General features: G+C 73.4%; 17 protein-coding genes. 11 read left to right on the forward strand and 6 right to left on the reverse strand.

Translation table 11 applies throughout. The features are described from left to right. Genes ACIA3K_RS01365 through ACIA3K_RS01415 form a run of 11 tightly spaced genes read left to right on the forward strand, consistent with a single transcriptional unit; the run spans position 1 to position 10517 of the window. Positions 1-483 carry a phage tail protein gene (locus ACIA3K_RS01365; RefSeq protein ID WP_355051208.1) on the forward strand — a complete coding sequence of 161 codons (483 nt, stop codon included), beginning with the start codon at positions 1-3 and terminating at the stop codon, positions 481-483. Then, positions 458-1801 (forward strand): hypothetical protein, encoded by a 1344-nt coding sequence (locus ACIA3K_RS01370; protein ID WP_396798318.1) that lies wholly within the window; start codon positions 458-460, stop codon positions 1799-1801. The genes ACIA3K_RS01365 and ACIA3K_RS01370 overlap by 26 nt, the downstream gene beginning before the upstream one ends. After that, complete coding sequence (locus ACIA3K_RS01375) at positions 1801-2775, forward strand: hypothetical protein (RefSeq protein ID WP_396798321.1); 975 nt, start codon at positions 1801-1803, stop codon at positions 2773-2775. Before ACIA3K_RS01370 ends, ACIA3K_RS01375 begins: the two co-directional genes overlap by 1 nt. Beyond that, positions 2772-4364 (forward strand): contractile injection system protein, VgrG/Pvc8 family, encoded by a 1593-nt coding sequence (locus tag ACIA3K_RS01380; protein ID WP_396798322.1) that lies wholly within the window; start codon positions 2772-2774, stop codon positions 4362-4364. Before ACIA3K_RS01375 ends, ACIA3K_RS01380 begins: the two co-directional genes overlap by 4 nt. Continuing rightward, positions 4364-4702, forward strand: coding sequence for a hypothetical protein (locus ACIA3K_RS01385; RefSeq protein ID WP_396798324.1), 339 nt, complete (start codon positions 4364-4366; stop codon positions 4700-4702). Before ACIA3K_RS01380 ends, ACIA3K_RS01385 begins: the two co-directional genes overlap by 1 nt. Then, positions 4699-5130, forward strand: a complete 432-nt coding sequence (locus tag ACIA3K_RS01390; protein WP_396798326.1) for a GPW/gp25 family protein — start codon at positions 4699-4701, stop codon at positions 5128-5130. The genes ACIA3K_RS01385 and ACIA3K_RS01390 overlap by 4 nt, the downstream gene beginning before the upstream one ends. Next, positions 5127-7778 (forward strand): putative baseplate assembly protein, encoded by a 2652-nt coding sequence (locus ACIA3K_RS01395; protein ID WP_396798327.1) that lies wholly within the window; start codon positions 5127-5129, stop codon positions 7776-7778. Before ACIA3K_RS01390 ends, ACIA3K_RS01395 begins: the two co-directional genes overlap by 4 nt. Then, complete coding sequence (locus ACIA3K_RS01400; protein WP_396798328.1) at positions 7759-8304, forward strand: phage tail protein; 546 nt, start codon at positions 7759-7761, stop codon at positions 8302-8304. The genes ACIA3K_RS01395 and ACIA3K_RS01400 overlap by 20 nt, the downstream gene beginning before the upstream one ends. A gap of 9 nt (positions 8305-8313) precedes the next feature. Then, the gene (locus ACIA3K_RS01405) at positions 8314-9246 is read left to right on the forward strand and encodes a hypothetical protein (protein ID WP_396798329.1); all 933 of its coding nucleotides are present in this window, start codon (positions 8314-8316) and stop codon (positions 9244-9246) included. Next, positions 9243-9701 carry a hypothetical protein gene (locus ACIA3K_RS01410; protein ID WP_396798331.1) on the forward strand — a complete coding sequence of 153 codons (459 nt, stop codon included), beginning with the start codon at positions 9243-9245 and terminating at the stop codon, positions 9699-9701. The genes ACIA3K_RS01405 and ACIA3K_RS01410 overlap by 4 nt, the downstream gene beginning before the upstream one ends. Before the next feature lie 45 nt (positions 9702-9746). Beyond that, entirely contained in the window at positions 9747-10517 is a 771-nt protein-coding gene (locus ACIA3K_RS01415) for a hypothetical protein (protein ID WP_396798333.1), read from the forward strand. A 39-nt stretch (positions 10518-10556) separates the two neighbouring features. Here the strand turns inward: ACIA3K_RS01415 and ACIA3K_RS01420 are convergent, their stop codons facing one another. The 6 genes from ACIA3K_RS01420 to ACIA3K_RS01445 are packed head-to-tail and all read right to left on the reverse strand — an operon-like array spanning position 10557 to position 16411. After that, entirely contained in the window at positions 10557-11411 is an 855-nt protein-coding gene (locus ACIA3K_RS01420) for a PmoA family protein (RefSeq protein WP_396798335.1), read from the reverse strand. Further along, positions 11408-12037, reverse strand: coding sequence for a hypothetical protein (locus ACIA3K_RS01425; protein ID WP_396798337.1), 630 nt, complete (start codon positions 12035-12037; stop codon positions 11408-11410). The genes ACIA3K_RS01420 and ACIA3K_RS01425 overlap by 4 nt, the downstream gene beginning before the upstream one ends. Further along, positions 12021-12902, reverse strand: coding sequence for a carbohydrate ABC transporter permease (locus ACIA3K_RS01430; protein WP_355051221.1), 882 nt, complete (start codon positions 12900-12902; stop codon positions 12021-12023). The genes ACIA3K_RS01425 and ACIA3K_RS01430 overlap by 17 nt, the downstream gene beginning before the upstream one ends. Then, positions 12902-13885 (reverse strand): carbohydrate ABC transporter permease, encoded by a 984-nt coding sequence (locus tag ACIA3K_RS01435; protein WP_396798339.1) that lies wholly within the window; start codon positions 13883-13885, stop codon positions 12902-12904. The genes ACIA3K_RS01430 and ACIA3K_RS01435 overlap by 1 nt, the downstream gene beginning before the upstream one ends. A gap of 32 nt (positions 13886-13917) precedes the next feature. Then, positions 13918-15261, reverse strand: coding sequence for an ABC transporter substrate-binding protein (locus ACIA3K_RS01440; RefSeq protein WP_396798341.1), 1344 nt, complete (start codon positions 15259-15261; stop codon positions 13918-13920). Between the two features lie 19 nt (positions 15262-15280). Beyond that, positions 15281-16411: a LacI family DNA-binding transcriptional regulator gene (locus ACIA3K_RS01445; protein WP_396798343.1), complete on the reverse strand. Its 1131-nt coding sequence runs from the start codon at positions 16409-16411 to the stop codon at positions 15281-15283. Between the last annotated feature and the right edge of the window lie 124 nt (positions 16412-16535).

The raw sequence follows: 16535 nt of genomic DNA on the forward strand, positions 1-16535 counted from the left end.
ATGGCCACCCCCGCCACCCCGCAGCCCGGCGCGCCCGTCGACCCGTACCGGGCCTACAACTTCCGGCTGCTCATCAACGGCGTCACCAACGGCCACTTCACGGAGATGAGCGGGCTGGAGGTGAACATCCCCGGGCAGCCGTACCGGGAGCACGGCCCCGGACCGACGCGGATGGTCCCCGGGCAGGCCGAGTACGAGCCGGTGACACTGCACTTCGGCCTCACCGCGTCCCGTGAGCTGTGGGACTGGGTGAACGCCACCGCCAAGGGCACCCTCAACCGCCGCAACGTGTCGGTGGTGCTGCTCGACGCGGCGGGCACCGCCGAGGTGCTGCGCTGGAACCTGATCGACGCGTGGCCCACCCGGTGGCGCGGAGCGCACCTCAACACGGTGAGCCACGAGATCGCCATCGCGTCGCTGACGCTGCGCTACGAGGGCCTCGAACTGGAGGCCGGCGGTGCCGCCGCGCCGACGCCCGCGTAGCTGGCTGGCCGGTCGCCTCCGCTCGGTGGCCGGCGCGGTGCAGCGCCTCGCCGGACGCGTCGACAACCCGACCGCCGAGCCGGAACGTCCGGCGGAGCCGCCGCGTCGTCTCGGCGAGCCGCCGCAGCACTGGGTGGACCTGGTCGCCGCGCACGCCCCCGGCCTGCTCCGTGAGCTGGACGTCGACCTCGACCAGGCCGCGCCGACGCGGAACGAGACTCCGCCGGGCGCGGCGCCAACGCGGCGGCCGGACCGCTCGGGCGACCCGGTCGACCCGGCGTTCCGACCGGTCGCCGGTCGGACCCACCGGCCGGTGGCGGGTCGGACCGGCCGGCCGACCGCCGCCCACGGCCGACTCGGCGACCCGCACCCGCGCGCCCGACCGGGCGGCGCTGGTGATCACGTCCACCCTGGTCTGGAGGCGGGCGGTCCCGGACACGCGGACGGCGGGTCGGAACGACGGCTCCCGATCATTCGACCAGCGATCCCGGACGGCTCGACGTCGTCGAGCGGGACGGCCCGGTCCGACGGCTCCGCGTCGACGAACGGGAGTGCCAGCGCGGCGAGCGTCGGCAGGCCGTTCCGCGCGCCCGGCGTCGCCCACCCCGGGGAGGCGGTCGCCACCCCCGGCACCGCGTCACATCTGCCCCCCACACCTGAGCCACCCGGCGAGAGGGCGGACGGTTTCGGCACCTCCGAAAGGGCTTACTCCCGACGATCCGCTCCGGACGCCACGACGTCGCAGCACGGACGCGGCGGCGGGAGGATGGGCGGACCGTCCTGGCCCGCTCTGCCGGACGAGCCGGCCGGGCCGGCCCGGCTCGGCGAGCACCCCGCCGAGGGGCACCCCCGGCCCCACGCCGGCCACCATCTCGAACAGCAGAGCGACGGGTTCCCCGAGCACCAGTTCCGTGGGCGCTCCCGGCAGTCGCCCGAGCACCGCGCGAGCCGGCTTCCTGACCAGCAACCAACGGGCCGGTACGGCGAGCCGGAGAGGCCCGACCAGCACGACGTACCACGCCGCGGCCAGCGCACCCCGCCGGACCGCGACCAGCGCGCCGACAACCCGTACGCCGACGGGCGGCGCGGCGGCGAGGTCGGGTGGTGGGACGCCGGACCGGGGTACGGGACGGGCACCGCCGAGGTCGACAGCGCCGGGCGTTGGCCGGTGAGCGCGCCGTTCGCGTCGGCGGCCTTCGGGCCCGGCGTGGACCCGTGGCCGGCTCTGCCGGATGACGGCCCGCTGTGGACGGTGCCCGGCGCGGCGCTCGACGCGGGCCACGAGCGCCGGCTCGACCGGGAGCAGGCGGGCGGCTGATGGAACGGGTCGCCTTCCTCATCGACTCCACCGGGGAGCGGGTGGACTGCCTGCTCAACCCGGAGACCGTGCAGGTGACCCGGCTCGCCGGCGTACGCCATCGGGGTGCGGGCGGCGCGCAGCTCACCGGCTCCGGTCTGGCCGACGACCCGCTGGTATTCACCGGCGGTGGCCGTACGGAGTTGGTGCTGGATCTGCTCTTCGACGTCGACTTCGTCCAGGCGCAGGTGCGCCCCACCGACGTACGGATGCTGACCCGACCGTTGTGGATGCTGGCGGAGAACTCCGACGTCGAGCACGGCTGGCTGCGTCCGCCGCTGGTCCGGGTGGTCTGGGGCAAGACGTGGAACGTGCCGGGCGTGATCGTGGCGGTGGCCGAGCGGTTCGACGCGTTCACCGGTACCGGCTCGCCCCGGCGCTCCTGGCTGCGACTGAAGCTGGTCCGGACCGCCGAGAGCGCCGACCAGGCGCAGGCCGGCTTCGCCGAGGAGCTTGCCGCGGCGAGTACGCCGGTCGCCGCACCGGGCAGCGCCGTGGTCGCGGCCGGCGACGGCGCCACCGAGCCGGGCCACGCCGGTGTCCGTTTCGACCTGCTGGCCAACGACGCGCTCGGCTCGCCGCTGCGGTGGCGGCTGCTGGCCGAACACAACCGGATCACCGACCCGCTCGCGGTGCCGGCCGGTACGACCCTCGCGGTTCCCCCCGTCGGCTCGGGCGGCTCCGCGCCGGAGTCGACGCTCGGCGCGATGGCGCGGGCCGGCGGGTCGTTCGTGGACGCCTCGATCGCCGCCGCCGCGAGTTGGGCCGCCTCGATCGCGGCCGCGACCGGGGTCGGCCCGACCGGAGCAGCCACCGCGAGCGGGGCCGGCCCGACCGGAGCAGCCACCGCGAGCGGGGCCGGCCCGACCGGAACGGCCACCGCGAGCGGGTCCGCGTCGGCCGGCGGCGCACCAGCCGCGGGGGGTACGCCGTGACCAGCGTCGCGCCCCGGGCGCTGACCGTCCTGCTCGACGGCGTCGAGCTGAACGCCGTGGCCCGCCAGCGGATCCGCTCGCTGCGGGTGGCCGCCCGGCTCGACCAGCCGACCCAGGCGGAACTGGTCCTCGCGACCGCCGCCGGCACCGCGGCGCTCGACCCGGCCGTGCGCCCCGGCACGACCCTCGACGTACGGCTCGCCGACCACGCCGACGCGCTGTTCGTCGGGGAGGTGACCTGCGTGGAGGTCGAGTACGCCGCCGATGGCGCGGTCGTGCTGCGGCTGCGGGCGTACGACGCGCTGCACCGGCTGCGCAAGCGGCAGGACCTGCGGGTCTTCACCTCGGTGACGGCGGCGGAGCTGGCCCGGGATCTGTGCGGCCAGGTGGGGCTGAGCGTCGCGGCCGAGGACGACGGCCCGCGGCTGGAACGGTTGGTCCAGCACCGGCACAGTGATCTGGAGCTGCTCTGCGAGGTCGCCGGGCGGGCCGGGCTGCACCTGGCCGCCGACGGTGACGGCGTACGACTGGTGACCCTCGCCGGCTACGGCGAGCCGGTCCCGCTGACCCTCGGCGCGGGCGTGCACACCCTGCGGTTGTCCACGAACGCGGACCAGGCCAGCGGCGCGAGCGTCGCGTTGGGGTGGCACCCGCAGCGGGCCGAGCCGATCAGCCAGCGGGCCGACGAGGCGCGCTGCGGTCGGCCGTCCGGTGACCGTCCGGACCCGGCCGACGTGGGCGCCGACGGCGTCCGCACCGCCGTCGACCAGCCGGGACGCAGCGACGACGAGGTGGCCGCGCTGGCCCAGGCGCGACTGGACCGGCGCGCCGCCGCCTTGTCGACCGCCGAGGGGGTGGCCGAGGGTGATCCGGCGCTGCGACCGGGCCGACGGATCGACCTCGCGGGGGTGCCCGACCCCCTCGCGGGGGCGTACGTGCTGACCGAGGTGGTGCACACCGTGGACGGCGAGGGGCACCTCACCCGGTTCTCGACCGTGCCGCCGACCACGACGCCCACGGCGGTCGGCGGCGCGGTCGTCACCCTCGGCACCGTGACCGACGTGGCCGACCCGGACGGGCTGGGCCGGGTACGGCTGACCCTGCCCGCGTACGGGGACCTGGACGCCGGTTGGCTCGGCGTGCTCTGCCCGGGTGCCGGGCGCGGCAAGGGTCTGGTGGCGCTCCCCGATCCGGACGACACGGTGCTGGTGGTGCTGCCCGGCGGCGAGCCGGCCTCGGGCATCGTGCTGGGTTCGCTGTTCGGGGCCGTCGAGCCGTACGACGCGGGCATCGACGACGGTCGGGCCCGGCGCTGGACGCTGCGCACGGCCGGCGGACAGTCGATCGTTGTGGACGACGTCCAGCGCAGCCTGCGGCTCGGCACCGAGGGCGGCAGTTGGCTGGAGCTCACCCCCGACCTGGCCACCCTGCACGCGGCGACGGATCTGGTGATCTCCGCACCGGGCCGGGCCATGGTGGTCCGCGCCCGCAGCGTGGACTTCCTGCGCGCCGAGGCGACCGAGGACCCGACCACCGCGGCGCGGCAGGCCCGTTCGCTCGCCCGCGCCCACCACGAAGGAGGCGGCTGATGCGTTGGATCCACCGCGACTCGGTGATCGCCTGCGACCACGACGGCCGGGTCGAGAACCAACCGTCGCAGCGATGGGTGACCGTCACCGCCGTGCCGGTGCTGGTGGACGACGACCCGGAGGGACGGACGATCGTCGCCTGCCCGAACTACGGCCCGACCATCAAACCGTGCGCGAAGACGCTGACCGTCCACGTCGGCTACAGCGACTGGCTCCGCGTCGACGGACACCGGGTGGTGCTCTCGCACCTGGAGGGCTTCACCGACGGCACACCGCCGGACGCGATCCACCACACCGTCCGCGACCCCCGGCAGCGCTTCCTGGGGGCGGACCGGTGAGGGCGTTCCGCTTCGTCGGGGCCGGCTTCGACGCCGGCCGGGGCGGCGGGTTGGCGCTCACCGCCGCCGGTGGCCTGGCCATGACCGAGGGCGACGAGAGCGTACGCCAGGCGCTGTTCCTGCTGTTGTCGACGACGCCCGGCGAGCGGCTGATGCGACCCGGGTACGGCTCCCGGCTGCACCGGCTGATCTTCGCGCCCAACGACGACACCACGGCCGGGCTGGCGATCCACTACGTGCGGCAGGCCATCGCCCGCTGGGAGCCCCGGGTCGAGGTCATCGACGTCGACGCCGGGCCGGACGTGGACGACGCGTGGCGGCTGGTGATCCGGCTGGACTACCGGGTGCGGGCCAGCCTCACGCCCGGCCAGTTGGTGTTCTCCGTGGATCTGCTCCCCGCCGACGACCAACCGGGAGAATCGTCATGACGCTGCCCGTGCCGCACCTGGACGACCGGGGGTTCCTCGACCTCGTCACCGAGGCCCGCGAGCGGATCCGCCAGTCCTGCCCCGCCTGGACCGACCTGTCGGCGCACGACCCCGGCATGGCGCTGGTGGAGGCGTTCGCGCACCTGACCGAGGTGATGATCTACCGGCTGAACCAGTTGCCGGAGAAGGCGTACGTCCAGTTCCTGAACCTGCTCGGGGTGGCGCGGCACGCGCCCACCGCGGCCTGGGCGGACGTGGTGTTCACCCGCGCCGGCACCGACACCTCGGCGGTGCGGATCCCGGCCGGGCTGCGGGTCGCGGCGGCGCGTGGCGCCGATCCCCGGCCCGTCGTGTTCGTCACGACCGAGCCGGCGATGCTGCCGGCCGGCGAGTCGTCGGTGACCGTCCGGATGCACCACTGCGAGCCGGTGGACGCGGAGCTGCTGGGTCTCGGCACCGGCCAGCCGGGGCAGGTGCTGCGCGCGGCCCGCGCTCCCCTGGCCCACACCGGCGAGCCGCTGGACCTGCTGCTCGGGGTGGAGGTGCCGACCGGCTCGGTGGAGCTGGGGGCGGCCGCCCGCGAGCACGAGGGCCGCACGTTCGAGATCTGGCAACCGGTGGACAGCTTCGCCGGGCTCGGCCCGCAGGCCAAGGCGTACCTGGTGGACCGCTGCTCGGGCACCGTCACCTTCGCCCCGGCCCTGGACCTGCGGCCGCCCGCCGACGGCACCGCCGGGCCGACGCCGGTGGCGGCCGTGCCCCCGGCCGGGCGGCAGGTCCGCCTCTGGTACCGGGCCGGCGGCGGTCCGGCCGGCAACGTCGCCGCCGGCACACTGACCACCCTGCGCGATCCACTGCCCGGGGTACGCGTCGACAACCCCACCCGGGCGGCCGGCGGCCGGGAGATGGAGGCGTTGGAATCGGTGCTGCTGCGCGGCCCGTACGAGTTCTTCGCCCAGCAGCGCGCGGTCACCGCCCGCGACTTCGAGGTCCTCGCCACCAGCTCGGGCGCGGTGGCACGGGCCCGGGCGTTCACCCGCTCGGCCGTCTACAGCTTCGCCCGCCCGGGTGAGGTCGAGGTGGTGCTGGTGCCGTACGTGCCGCCGGCGGACCGCCCGGGCGGCCGGCTGCCGGTGGCGGTGCTGCGCGAGTACGAGGTGCCCGAGGCCCGCCACCGCGTCGAGGCGGACCTGGAACAGCGCCGGATGGTCGGTATCCGCTCGCGGGCGAGCTGGGCCCGGTTCAAGGCGGTGTCGGTGCGGGCCCGCGTGGTGGTGCGGCGGGAGGAGGACGTCGACGCGGTCCGGCGGCGCATCCACGACCGGCTGCACCAGACGCTCAGCCCGCTGCCCACCGCGCTCAACCCGAGCGGGTGGCCGTTCGGTGAGCCGCTGCGGGCGTCGAACGTGTACCGGTTGTTGGAGCAGGCCGAGCCGGGCGTGCGGTACGTCGAGTCGGTGCGGTTCGTGGTCGACGAGGCGCCCGACGCCAACGTCCGCGCCCTCGCCGTCGACGCGTACCAGCCGCGCACCTGGTACGCCGGGCGTGGCCCGGTGCTGTTCCGCTCCAGCAACGCGGGTTCCGGCTGGGAGCCGGCCGGCCGGTTCGACGACGACGAGACGGTGCTGCGGGTCGCGCCCGCCCCCGCCCCGGTGCGGCCCGGCATCGTGGCGCGTCCCGGCTCGGTTGCCGTGGTGACGGTGCGCGAGTCGGGCGGCTCCCGGGTACGACTGAGCACCGACCTGGGTGAGACGTGGTCGCTGCTGACCGACCTGGACTCGCGGATCTCCGACGTGGCGTGGCTGGACCGCGACGGCGCGGGAGCGCTGCTGGTGGCCACCGACACCGGGCTGTACGAGGTGTCGCTGCTGCCCGGCGCGGTGCCGTTGCAGATCCTCGTCGACCCGTCCGACGCCGACCGGGGCTTCTACGCGGTCCGCGCCTTCGTCTCCGAGCGCGGCGCGCCCGGGGTGGCGGTCGCGGCGCAGGCCAGCTTCGGGGTCTACCTGTCGACGGCCGGCGGCCGGCCCGGCAGCTTCACGCACGTCGGGCTCTCCAATGTGGACAACCGGGTCCTCGCGGTGCAGTACGACGGCCCGGCCACGCTGCTGTGGAGTGGCGCGGGCGAGCCGGACCCGAAGAAGCCCGGTCAGGGCTGTCACCGCACCCGGCTGTTCGAGTCCGACGTCAAGTGGCAGTCGGTGCAGGCCGGCTGGATCGGCGGCACCTGCCGGGATCTGGCGTTCGCCGGCCAGCAGGCGGTGGCCGCCACGCAGAGCGGCGGGGTGCTGCGGCTGGACACCCTGGCCGCCCAGCCGCAGTGGCAACCGGTCTCGGTCAACTGCGGGCTGCCGTTACGCGACCGGACCCGGTTCGTGCCGGTCGACGCCGTCGCCGTGAGCGGCCCTCCGGCGGCGGCCGTCGGCGCGGGCGCTCCGGCGGCCTCCGGCGCGGGCACTCCGGCGGCCGACCGGCTGGTGCTGGCCTGCGGCGAGCGCGGCGTGTACCGCAGCGCCGACGCGGTCACCTGGACCGCAAGCGCCAACCAGGCCACCGCCGACGTGGTGACCGTCCCGGACACGTGGCTGCTCTGCTCCGGCGAGCACGACATCGAGGTGGTGCGCCAGGATGCGACGCTCGGCGATTGAGCGGCTGCTGCCCGCCGCCTACCAGCGGGCATGCGTGCCGGGCAGCGTGCTCTGGGCGCTGCTGGACGTCATGGAGGGGCTGCACGCCCCGGACGAAGCGATCCTCGCCGAGGTGGACGCCCTGTTCGACCCGTACCGGGCCCCCGACGACATGGTCGTACGCCTGACCCGCTGGGTGGCGATGGACCACGTCGTGGCGTCGCACCGACCGGACGCGCCCCTGCCCCTGCCGGTCGGGCGGCTGCGTGACCTGGTGGCCCACGGCGCGCTGCTGGCGCGGTGGCGCGGCACCCCGTACGGGATGCGACGGGCCCTGGAGGTGGCCACCGGGATGAGCGGCTTCGCCATCGACGAGCCCGACGAGAGGCCCTTTCACATCGTGGTGCGGGTGCCGGCGGCCGCCGCCGACCACCTCGCCGTGATCACCCGCATCGTCGAGGCGGAGAAGCCGGCGGCGACCACCGCCGAGGTCGTCCTCGCCGCCTCGCCACCATCGGATCAGCCGACCGCGGCACCGTCCGCTTAAGGAGCCGTCATGACCACCGAATGGGCCGTCGTCGCCGCCGCGTCGCAGTTCACGCTGGACGCCGCCAACCACGGCGAGCTGACGTTCACCGTCTCCAACCCGGGCCTCGCGCCGGACACCGTCGTCTTCGACGTGGCGCCCGGCGAGGGCAGCCAGCGGGCCTGGTTCACCGTCACCGAGCCGCAGCGGGTGGTGCCCGGTCAGGGTTCGGTCTCGTTCCTGGTCCGCCTCGCGGTGCCGGCCGGTACCGCACCCCGCCGCTACGACATGACCGGGTTCGCGTACTCGGCGAACACCGCGCCGGAGGAGAGCTCGCGCTCCAGCGGCCGGGTGACGTACGAGGTCCGGGCGGTCGCCGCGCCGAAGCGGACGCCGTGGCCGTGGATCGCCGCCGCGGCGGCGCTGGTGCTCGTGGTCGGCGGGGTGGTCGGCTACCTGCTGACCCGCTCCGACGGCCCACCGACGCCGGGCACGCCACGGGTCGTGACGCTGGAGGCGGAGAGCCTGGTCGACGGGGCGCGGGTGGAGTCCCCGGCGAAGACCGCCGCGGGCATCGACGCGCAGCCGAACTGCTGCGACATCACCTGGTCGGACGACGCGCAACTGTTCTTCACGGGCCTGGCGCCCGGTGACCGGGTGAGCGTCACCGTCGACCTGCCGGCCGACGCCCTCTGGCGTTTCTCCACCACGCGCACCACGAGCTTCGACTACGCCAACACCATCTGGCAGATCGACGGCGTGCAGCTCGGCAGCACCTTCTTCGGCTTCAGCCCGACGGTGATCCTCCAGGACTTCACCGACGTGGGCACCGTCCGGTTGGCGGCGGGCCGGCACACGCTCACCCTGGTCGCCGTCGGCAAGACGCAGGGCTTCGACAGGTACTTCGCGGGCGTGGACCAGATCCGCTTCACCGAGGTGACCGGGGCGGTCGCGCGGCGATGAGCGGTAGGCAGAAGGTCGTCCTGGTGACGCTGGCGGTGCTGCTGGTGGCGTTCTTCGCGCTCGCCGTCGGCGTCGGCGGTGGCGAGCAGGGCCGCGCGAGCGATCGGCCGGGGATCGTGCAGCGGTTGGGCAGCCTGGCCGGCGGAAGCAGCACGATCGACCCGGCGACCGTGGAGGCCGACTGCGACCGTACCGGCGACGTGCTCACCTTCGTCGGCGGCTGCGCGGTACGGGTCGCCGACCCGGGCGAACTGCGGACGTTGGTGCTGCGCAGTGGCCGCACGTTCGTGGTGAGCGTCCCGGCGCCCGGGGACGCCGACCTCACCGTGCGCTCGGAGGTCGAACCGGACGACGGCGGCGAGGCGGTCGCCCGGATCGCCGTCGACAGCGCGACGACGGTGCTGCTGGGCTGCCCGGGAGGTGTGGGATGCACGGTCAACGTCGCCACCGAGTGACAGGTCCGCCCGCTGGCGCGCTCCCCGACCGTACGGAGGCCCGCCATGGGTGACCTGCGCAAGCCGTTCCTGCTGCTCGCACTGGTCGCGATCACGCTGGTGGTCCTCGTCGAGGTGGGATCGTCGCTGCTCACCGGCGGCGGCGACGCCACCGGCGCGTTGCTGGTCGGCGCGGCGGACCTCGGCGTTGAGGTGGACGCGTCCGGGGTCAGCGAACCCTCCGGACGGGGCACCAGCTATCTGGCGTTGATCGACGCGGTGGCGCTCTGGACCACCGGCCTGTTCTGCCTGAGCCTGGTGGTGCCCGAGCGGGTGCAGGGCCGCATCCAGGGCGTCGCGACGCTGATCTTCTCGATCCTGCTCATCCTGGGCTCGCTGATCCTGCTGATCATCGCGTTCGTCGAGCTGATGATCATGGTGTCGCTGTTCCTGGCCGTGCCGTTCGGCACCCTGGCGTACCTGGCGCTGTGGGGCTTCTTCCCGGTCGGCGACGCGGCGGTGCTGCTCGGCCTGGCGCTGCTGCTCAAGCTGGTCTGGGCGGGGCTGTTGGTGCTGGCCCAGCCCCGGTTTCTGCAGAACAAGGGCCTCGTCCTGATAATCATCACCACCCTGCTGTGCACCGTCGTGCTGGAGTTCCTGCACAATCTGGTGCCGGTGATCCTGGTGAGCATCGTCGACGACGTGGCGGCGCTCGTCTTCGCGATCATCGCCATCATCTGGGGCCTGGTCCTCCTGATCGGCTCGATCCCGGCGATCGTCAAGGCCATCCGGGTCACCGCCGCCGCCGTCCCCGCCGCCCTACCCGGTCGATCATGAAGTTGTCGTCACCGCGCTCGGCGTGTCGGGACAACAACTTCATGATCGACGCGCGCTGGCGAGGGTCGCGCATTGGTCGGGAGGCAGGACGCCGTCGGCGATCCACACCTGGTAGTTGCCGTGGCGGGTGGTTCCGGCGGGGACCTCCGCCGGGGCGTCGAAGGCGAAGGCCACGCACACGCCGGGATACATCGCGGTCCGCACGAACCACCGGTCGCCGGGGCCGAGGCCCGCGAAGACCAGGGTGTACGCGCCACCGCCCGGGCCGGTGCCGGCCAGCGCCAGCCACGGGACGGCGCTGCCGTTGACCGCCTCCTCCCCCGCCGCCTCGGCGGTGAACACCGTCGCCTCGGCCCCGGCGGCGACCGCCCGCCAGAAGAACCCGCCGTAGCCGGCCCCGCCGGGACGACCGTTGGTGGCCGGGCTGCCCAGGCGCACGGACCTGTCGGGCGGCGCGGTGAGAGCGGAGCCCACGTCGAGCCGCCAGACGTCCGGCGTCACCGCCGAAGCGGCGAGCTGACGCCGCTCGGTGAGCAGCACCCGTCCGCCCGGATCGCGCCACTGGAGCTGATGGGCCAACCGGTCGGCCGAGCGCCCCGTCCAGCCGGTGTGGACGATCCGCCCGTGGTCCTCGCGCCACGTGTAGCCGACGTCGCGCACGTAGGTGCGCCCGCCCCACAGGTTGACGCCGTCGACGTCCTGCACCGCGAGGGAGGCTCCGAGGTGCCAGACGTGGTCGGCGGGGAGCGCGTCGGTGACCACCGTGCCGCCGAGGGTACGGACGGGATGCAGGTACGGCCGGGGGCCGTGCCGCGCGTCCAACGCGGGGTCGACGACGTACCGGGCCACCTCGGTCCCGCCGACCAGCAGCCGAGCCGGCTCCTCGGCGCTCACCCCGCCTCCACCCGCTCCGGGACAAGCATCCGGTTGGCGACGGCGTGCAGGGCGGCCAGGGTGTAGCCGGCGAGGATGGGCACGGCCACCGGTGTGACCAGGACGGCGAGCAGCCCCGCCAACGCCGTCACGCCCGTGAGGGCGGCCCACCGGGTGGGCGCGTCGAGGCAGGCGCGGGCGCTGGACCGGGCCGCGACCCGCCACCGTCCGCCCCCGTTGCGGCCCGCCTCGACGACGACCAGTCCGGCGTACCCGGCCAGAACGGCCGCGACCAGCCCGGTCACCGCCAGCACCGGTGGGCCGCCGGGCACCCGCCCGGCGGTCAGCGCCATCAGGTCGGCGGCGAGCAGCCCGAGCACGCAGAGCCCGAGCAGGCTGACCGGCACGCCGGGCAGCACCGAGCGGCCGAACCGGCGCAGGGTCGTCCGCGCCGATGGCCAACCACCGGTACGCGTCCAGTCGTGCACCGCCGCGCTGGCCGTACCGGCCGCCCCGGCGGCGGTGAGCAGCGGCGCCGCCGCGAGGGTCGTCAGGATGCCGAGCAGCGCCAGGTCGGCGGCGTCGCGGGCGACGTCCCGCCAGTCCCGCCGCTCGGCGACGTCGACGGGTTCAGCCCTTGATGCCACTGGTGTTGATCCCCTCGACGAGCATCCGTTGGAACGCGACGAAGAACAGGAAGACCGGCAGCAGCGACAGCACCGACATGGCGAACATCGGCCCGACCGCGCTCTGACTCGTCGAGTCGATGAAGAGGGTGAGCGCCACCGGCACCGTGTAGTCCTCCAATTGGGACAGGAAGACCAACTGGCGGAAGAAGTCGTTCCAGGTCCAGATGAACGAGAAGATCGCGGTGGTGACCAGCGCGGGTCGGCTCAGCGGCAGGATGATGTGCCGGAAGATCCCGTACGGGCCGGCGCCGTCGATCCGCGCCGCCTCGTCCAGCTCGCGCGGCACGCCCCGCATGAACTGCACCATGAGGAAGACGAAGAACGCCTCGGTGGCCAGGAACTGCGGGATGAGCAGCGGCAGGTAGGGCCACTCGCCACCGACCAGACCGAGGGTGCGGAACAGGATGTACTGCGGCACGATCAGCACGTGCTGGGGCAGCAGCAGCGTACCGATCATGACGGCGAACCAGAGGCCACGCAGCCGGAACCTCAGGCGGGCGAAGGCGTACGCGGCCAGCAGGCAGGAGAGCCCGTTGCCGACGACGGTGAGCAGGCTGACCAGCGCGCTGTTGAGAAAGAACCGGCCGAATCCGACGTCGAAGTTGGACCAGCCGGCGGTGTAGTTGCCCGGGGTGAACCGCTCGGGCAGCAGCCCGACGTTGTTGACGATCTCCTCCTGCGACTTCACCGAGGTGCCGACCATCCAGATCAGCGGGTAGAGCACCACGGCCACGATCACCACCAGGATCAGCAGCCGCAGCACGGGCCGACCGCCGGGGCGTCGTCCCGCTCCGGGCAGCGCCGCCGCCGTCGGAGTCGCCATCACCGGTCCTCTCCGTCGGAGTAGTGCACCCAGAACCGCCCGGTGCTGAAGAAGATCGCGGTGATCACCGCGATGGCGAGCAGGAACACCCAGGCCATCGCCGAGGCGTAGCCCATCTCCAGGTCGGTGAAGCCGGTGATGTAGAGGTTCAGCGTGTACATGAGGGTCGAGTCGACCGGACCGCCGGTGCCGTTGCTGAGCACGAACGCGGCGGTGAATCCCTGGAAGCCGTTGATCGTCTCCAGCACCAGGTTGAAGAAGATGACCGGGGAGAGCATCGGCAGGGTGACGTCGCGGAACTGCCGGAACCGACCGGCGCCGTCGACGGACGCGGCCTCGTACAGCTCGGTGGGCACCTGCTTGAGCCCGGCCAGGAAGATCACCATCGGGGCGCCGAACTGCCAGATGGCCAGCACCATGAGCGTCTGCAGCGCCCAGTCCGGGTCGTTGACCCAGGGCCTGCCCTCGATGCCGACGAGGCTCAGCAGCGAGTTGAACGCACCGTCCCGGTTGAACATGTTGACCCAGACGATGGCCAGCGCCACGCTGCCGCCGAGCAGCGACGGCAGGTAGAACAGACCGCGGAACAGCCCGACTCCGCGCCACGCGCGGTTGAGCAGCAGCGCCACGCCGAGGGCGGCGGCCAGTTTCAGGGGTACGGCGACCAGCGCGAAGGTCAGGGTGACCCGCACCGCGTGCCAGTACGACGGGTCGGCCGTGAACATCCGCTCGTAGTTGGCCAGCCCCACCCACCGGGCCTCGGAGAACGGGGTGAGGATGTCGTAGTTGGTGAAGCTCAGATAGAGCGACAGCAGCATGGGAAGGGCCGTGACACCCATCAGGCCGATGAGCCACGGCGACAGGAAGACGTACCCCGCCAGACCCTCGCGGTGCCGGATGCCGCCGGACCCACGCCGTGCGGGGTGGGTCCGGGCGGATCCGGGGCCGGGTCGGGTCGGGTCGGGCGCCGTGGTCAACGCCACGATCGGCTCCTCTCCTCGCCTCGTGGGGCGGGTCAGGCGATGGCGCCCTTGCACGCCTCGAGGAACTGGGTGGCGGCCTGCGCGGGGGTGGCCCGGCCGTACTGGGCGCTCTCGGCGGCCTTGACCAGCTCGGACTTGACCGTGCTGTGCCCCTTGATCGGCACCTGTGGCGACTCGCCGAACTTCTGGGTCAGCTCCGCCTCGACGGCGATCGACTGCTTCATCGCGGGATCGGTGGCGCCGTCGCTGACCACCTGACGCAGCTCCAGGTTGGACGGCAGGCCCCGGTCGGTGCCGAGCAGGGTGACGGCCTCCCGGTCGTTGACCAGGAAGTTGATCACGTCGACCGCGACGTCCCTGTTCTTGCTGCCCTTGAACACCGACCAGTACATCGAGGCCCGGGCCCACTGGGCGCTCGGATCGCCGGGGTAGGCGATCACCCCCAGCTCGTCCTTGGTGTTCTTCTTCAGGTCCGGCATCTGGTTGGCCCAGACCCAGGACGTCGCCGACTTGCCGGTGACCACCAACTGTTTGGTGACGTCGCTGGAGTTGCCCTCGTGGATGACGTCGGCGGTCGGGGTGGCCTTACGGTCCCGCGCGCCCTTCCACAGGTCGAACCAGGCGGTCACGTCCTCGGCGGTGAAGCCCAGATCCTTGCCCTTGTAGAGGTCCTTGCCCTGCTGGCGCAGCCAGACCCAGAACGCCTTGTAGTCGGCGCTCGGGTCCTGGGTGCCGGGAACCCCGGTCTTGGCGGACACCTCCTGGGCCCAGGCGATGTGCTGCTCCCAGCTCATCCCGGTGGTCGGCTCGGGCAGGTTGTGCTTCGCCAGCAGCGTCTTGTTGTAGACCAGACCCTGCGTGTTCTCCCCGGCGGCCAGGCCGGCGAGCTTGCCGTCGACGACGCCGTACTGCCACAGGCTCTTGGGGAACGTGGAGGTGTCCAGCTTGCCGGACTTCTGGTACGAGGTGAGGTCGAGCGTGGTGTTGCGGGCCGCGTACTCGGAGAGGTAGTTGTCGTCGATCTGGAACAGGTCGGGCGGGTTACCGCCGGCGGTCAGCGTGGCGAGCTTGTCGAAGTAGCCCTGGTTGGCCTGCCAGGTCTTCTCGAAGGTCACGTTCGGGTGCTTCTTGGTGTAGAGGGCGAGGGCGTCCTCGGTCAGCTTGGCCCGGGCGTCGCCGCCCCACCAGAAGATCGAGAGCTTGACGGGGGCGTTGGGGTCGGCGGCGTCGTCGTCGCCGCACGCGGCGGCGCCGAACAGCAGCGGCGCGGCGACCGTCGCGGCGAGCAGGCCGCGCAGCAGCCGCCGCCGGGGCAGCGGGATACCGTGCGGACGCCCGACGGGCGTGCCGGTGGTGGGGGACGTTGCGGGGTGCATGTGCGCTCACTCCTCGGCTTTAGGAGCCGACGGCATCACCCGAGGCCGCGGTCGGGATGCCCGGGCCCGCAGGGCAGTGCGGGTCCGGGCGATGGGAAGCGGCCCGGGGACGTGCCGGCCGGGCATGCGGACCCGGCCCGGTCGACTCGCGGATGACCAGGTCGGTCTGGAGCATTACCTGTGCGGTGGTACGCCGGACGCCGACCGCCGTGCCGGAACCGGGCCCTCGCGCGCCGCGCGGTGACTCGATGTCCTGTTGCAGCAGCATGTCGACGGCCGTCCGGCCGGCGGCCCCGGTGGGTGTGGCCACCGTCGTCAGTTTGGGTCGGGTGAGCCGGCTCAGGGCGATGTCGTCGACCCCGACGACGCTCACCTGCTGCGGCACCCGGACCCCGAGCGCGTCCAGCCCCTCGATCAGGCCGATCGCCATCAGGTCGTTGTAGGCGAGCACGGCGGTGACGCCGCTGCGCCGCACCTGCTCGGCCACGGCGGCGCCGCCGGTCTCGGTGGGAGCGTTGGGGCCGAGGACGGTCAACACTCCGCCACCGGCCCGGACGGCCGTGGTGGCGGCTCGCCGCATCTCCCGGTTGGTCCACGAGCTGCGCGGCCCGCCGAGCAGGGCGATGGCGCGGTGACCGAGACCGATCAGGTGCTCGACGGCTGCGCGGGCTCCCTGTCCGACGTCCATCAGCACGCACGGCAGGCCGGTCACCTGACGGTTCACCACGACCAGCGGCACCTCGCGGCTGAGCTGTTCGATCAGGCTGTTGCTCATCCGGGGACTGCACAGCAGCACGCCGTCGACCTGCTTCGCGAGGGCGTGGACCAACTCCTCCTCGGCGGTCGGGTCCTCGTTGGTGTCGGCCACGAAGACGTGGTAGTCGCGATGGCGTGCCTGGCCCTCCGCCGCCTTGATCAGCGGTGGGAAGAACGGGTTCGCGATGTCGGCGATGATCAGCCCGATGTTGTGCGTACGCCCGGTGATGAGGGCGCGGGCGGCGCGGTTCGGCCGGTAGCCCAGGTCTTCCGCGCAGGCCAGCACCCGGACCCGGGTCTCGGGGTTGACGAGGTGCGGGGCGGAGAAGGTGCGGGACACGGTGGAGATGTGCACCCCGGAGGCGCGGGCGACGTCCCGGATGGTGACTGGCACGGCGGCCCCTTCGTCCGAGTGCGGCGGTGGTCACGCGGGTGCCGCCAATTAATGCAAACGGTTGCTCCACTGTCAACGGTCTATGTTTGCAGCTTTGTTGCAGCGAGACGCCCAACAGTGGCCT

It is taken from the genome of Micromonospora sp. NPDC051543 (assembly GCF_044454415.1).
In the GTDB taxonomy this organism is placed as follows: Bacteria; Actinomycetota; Actinomycetes; order Mycobacteriales; family Micromonosporaceae; genus Micromonospora.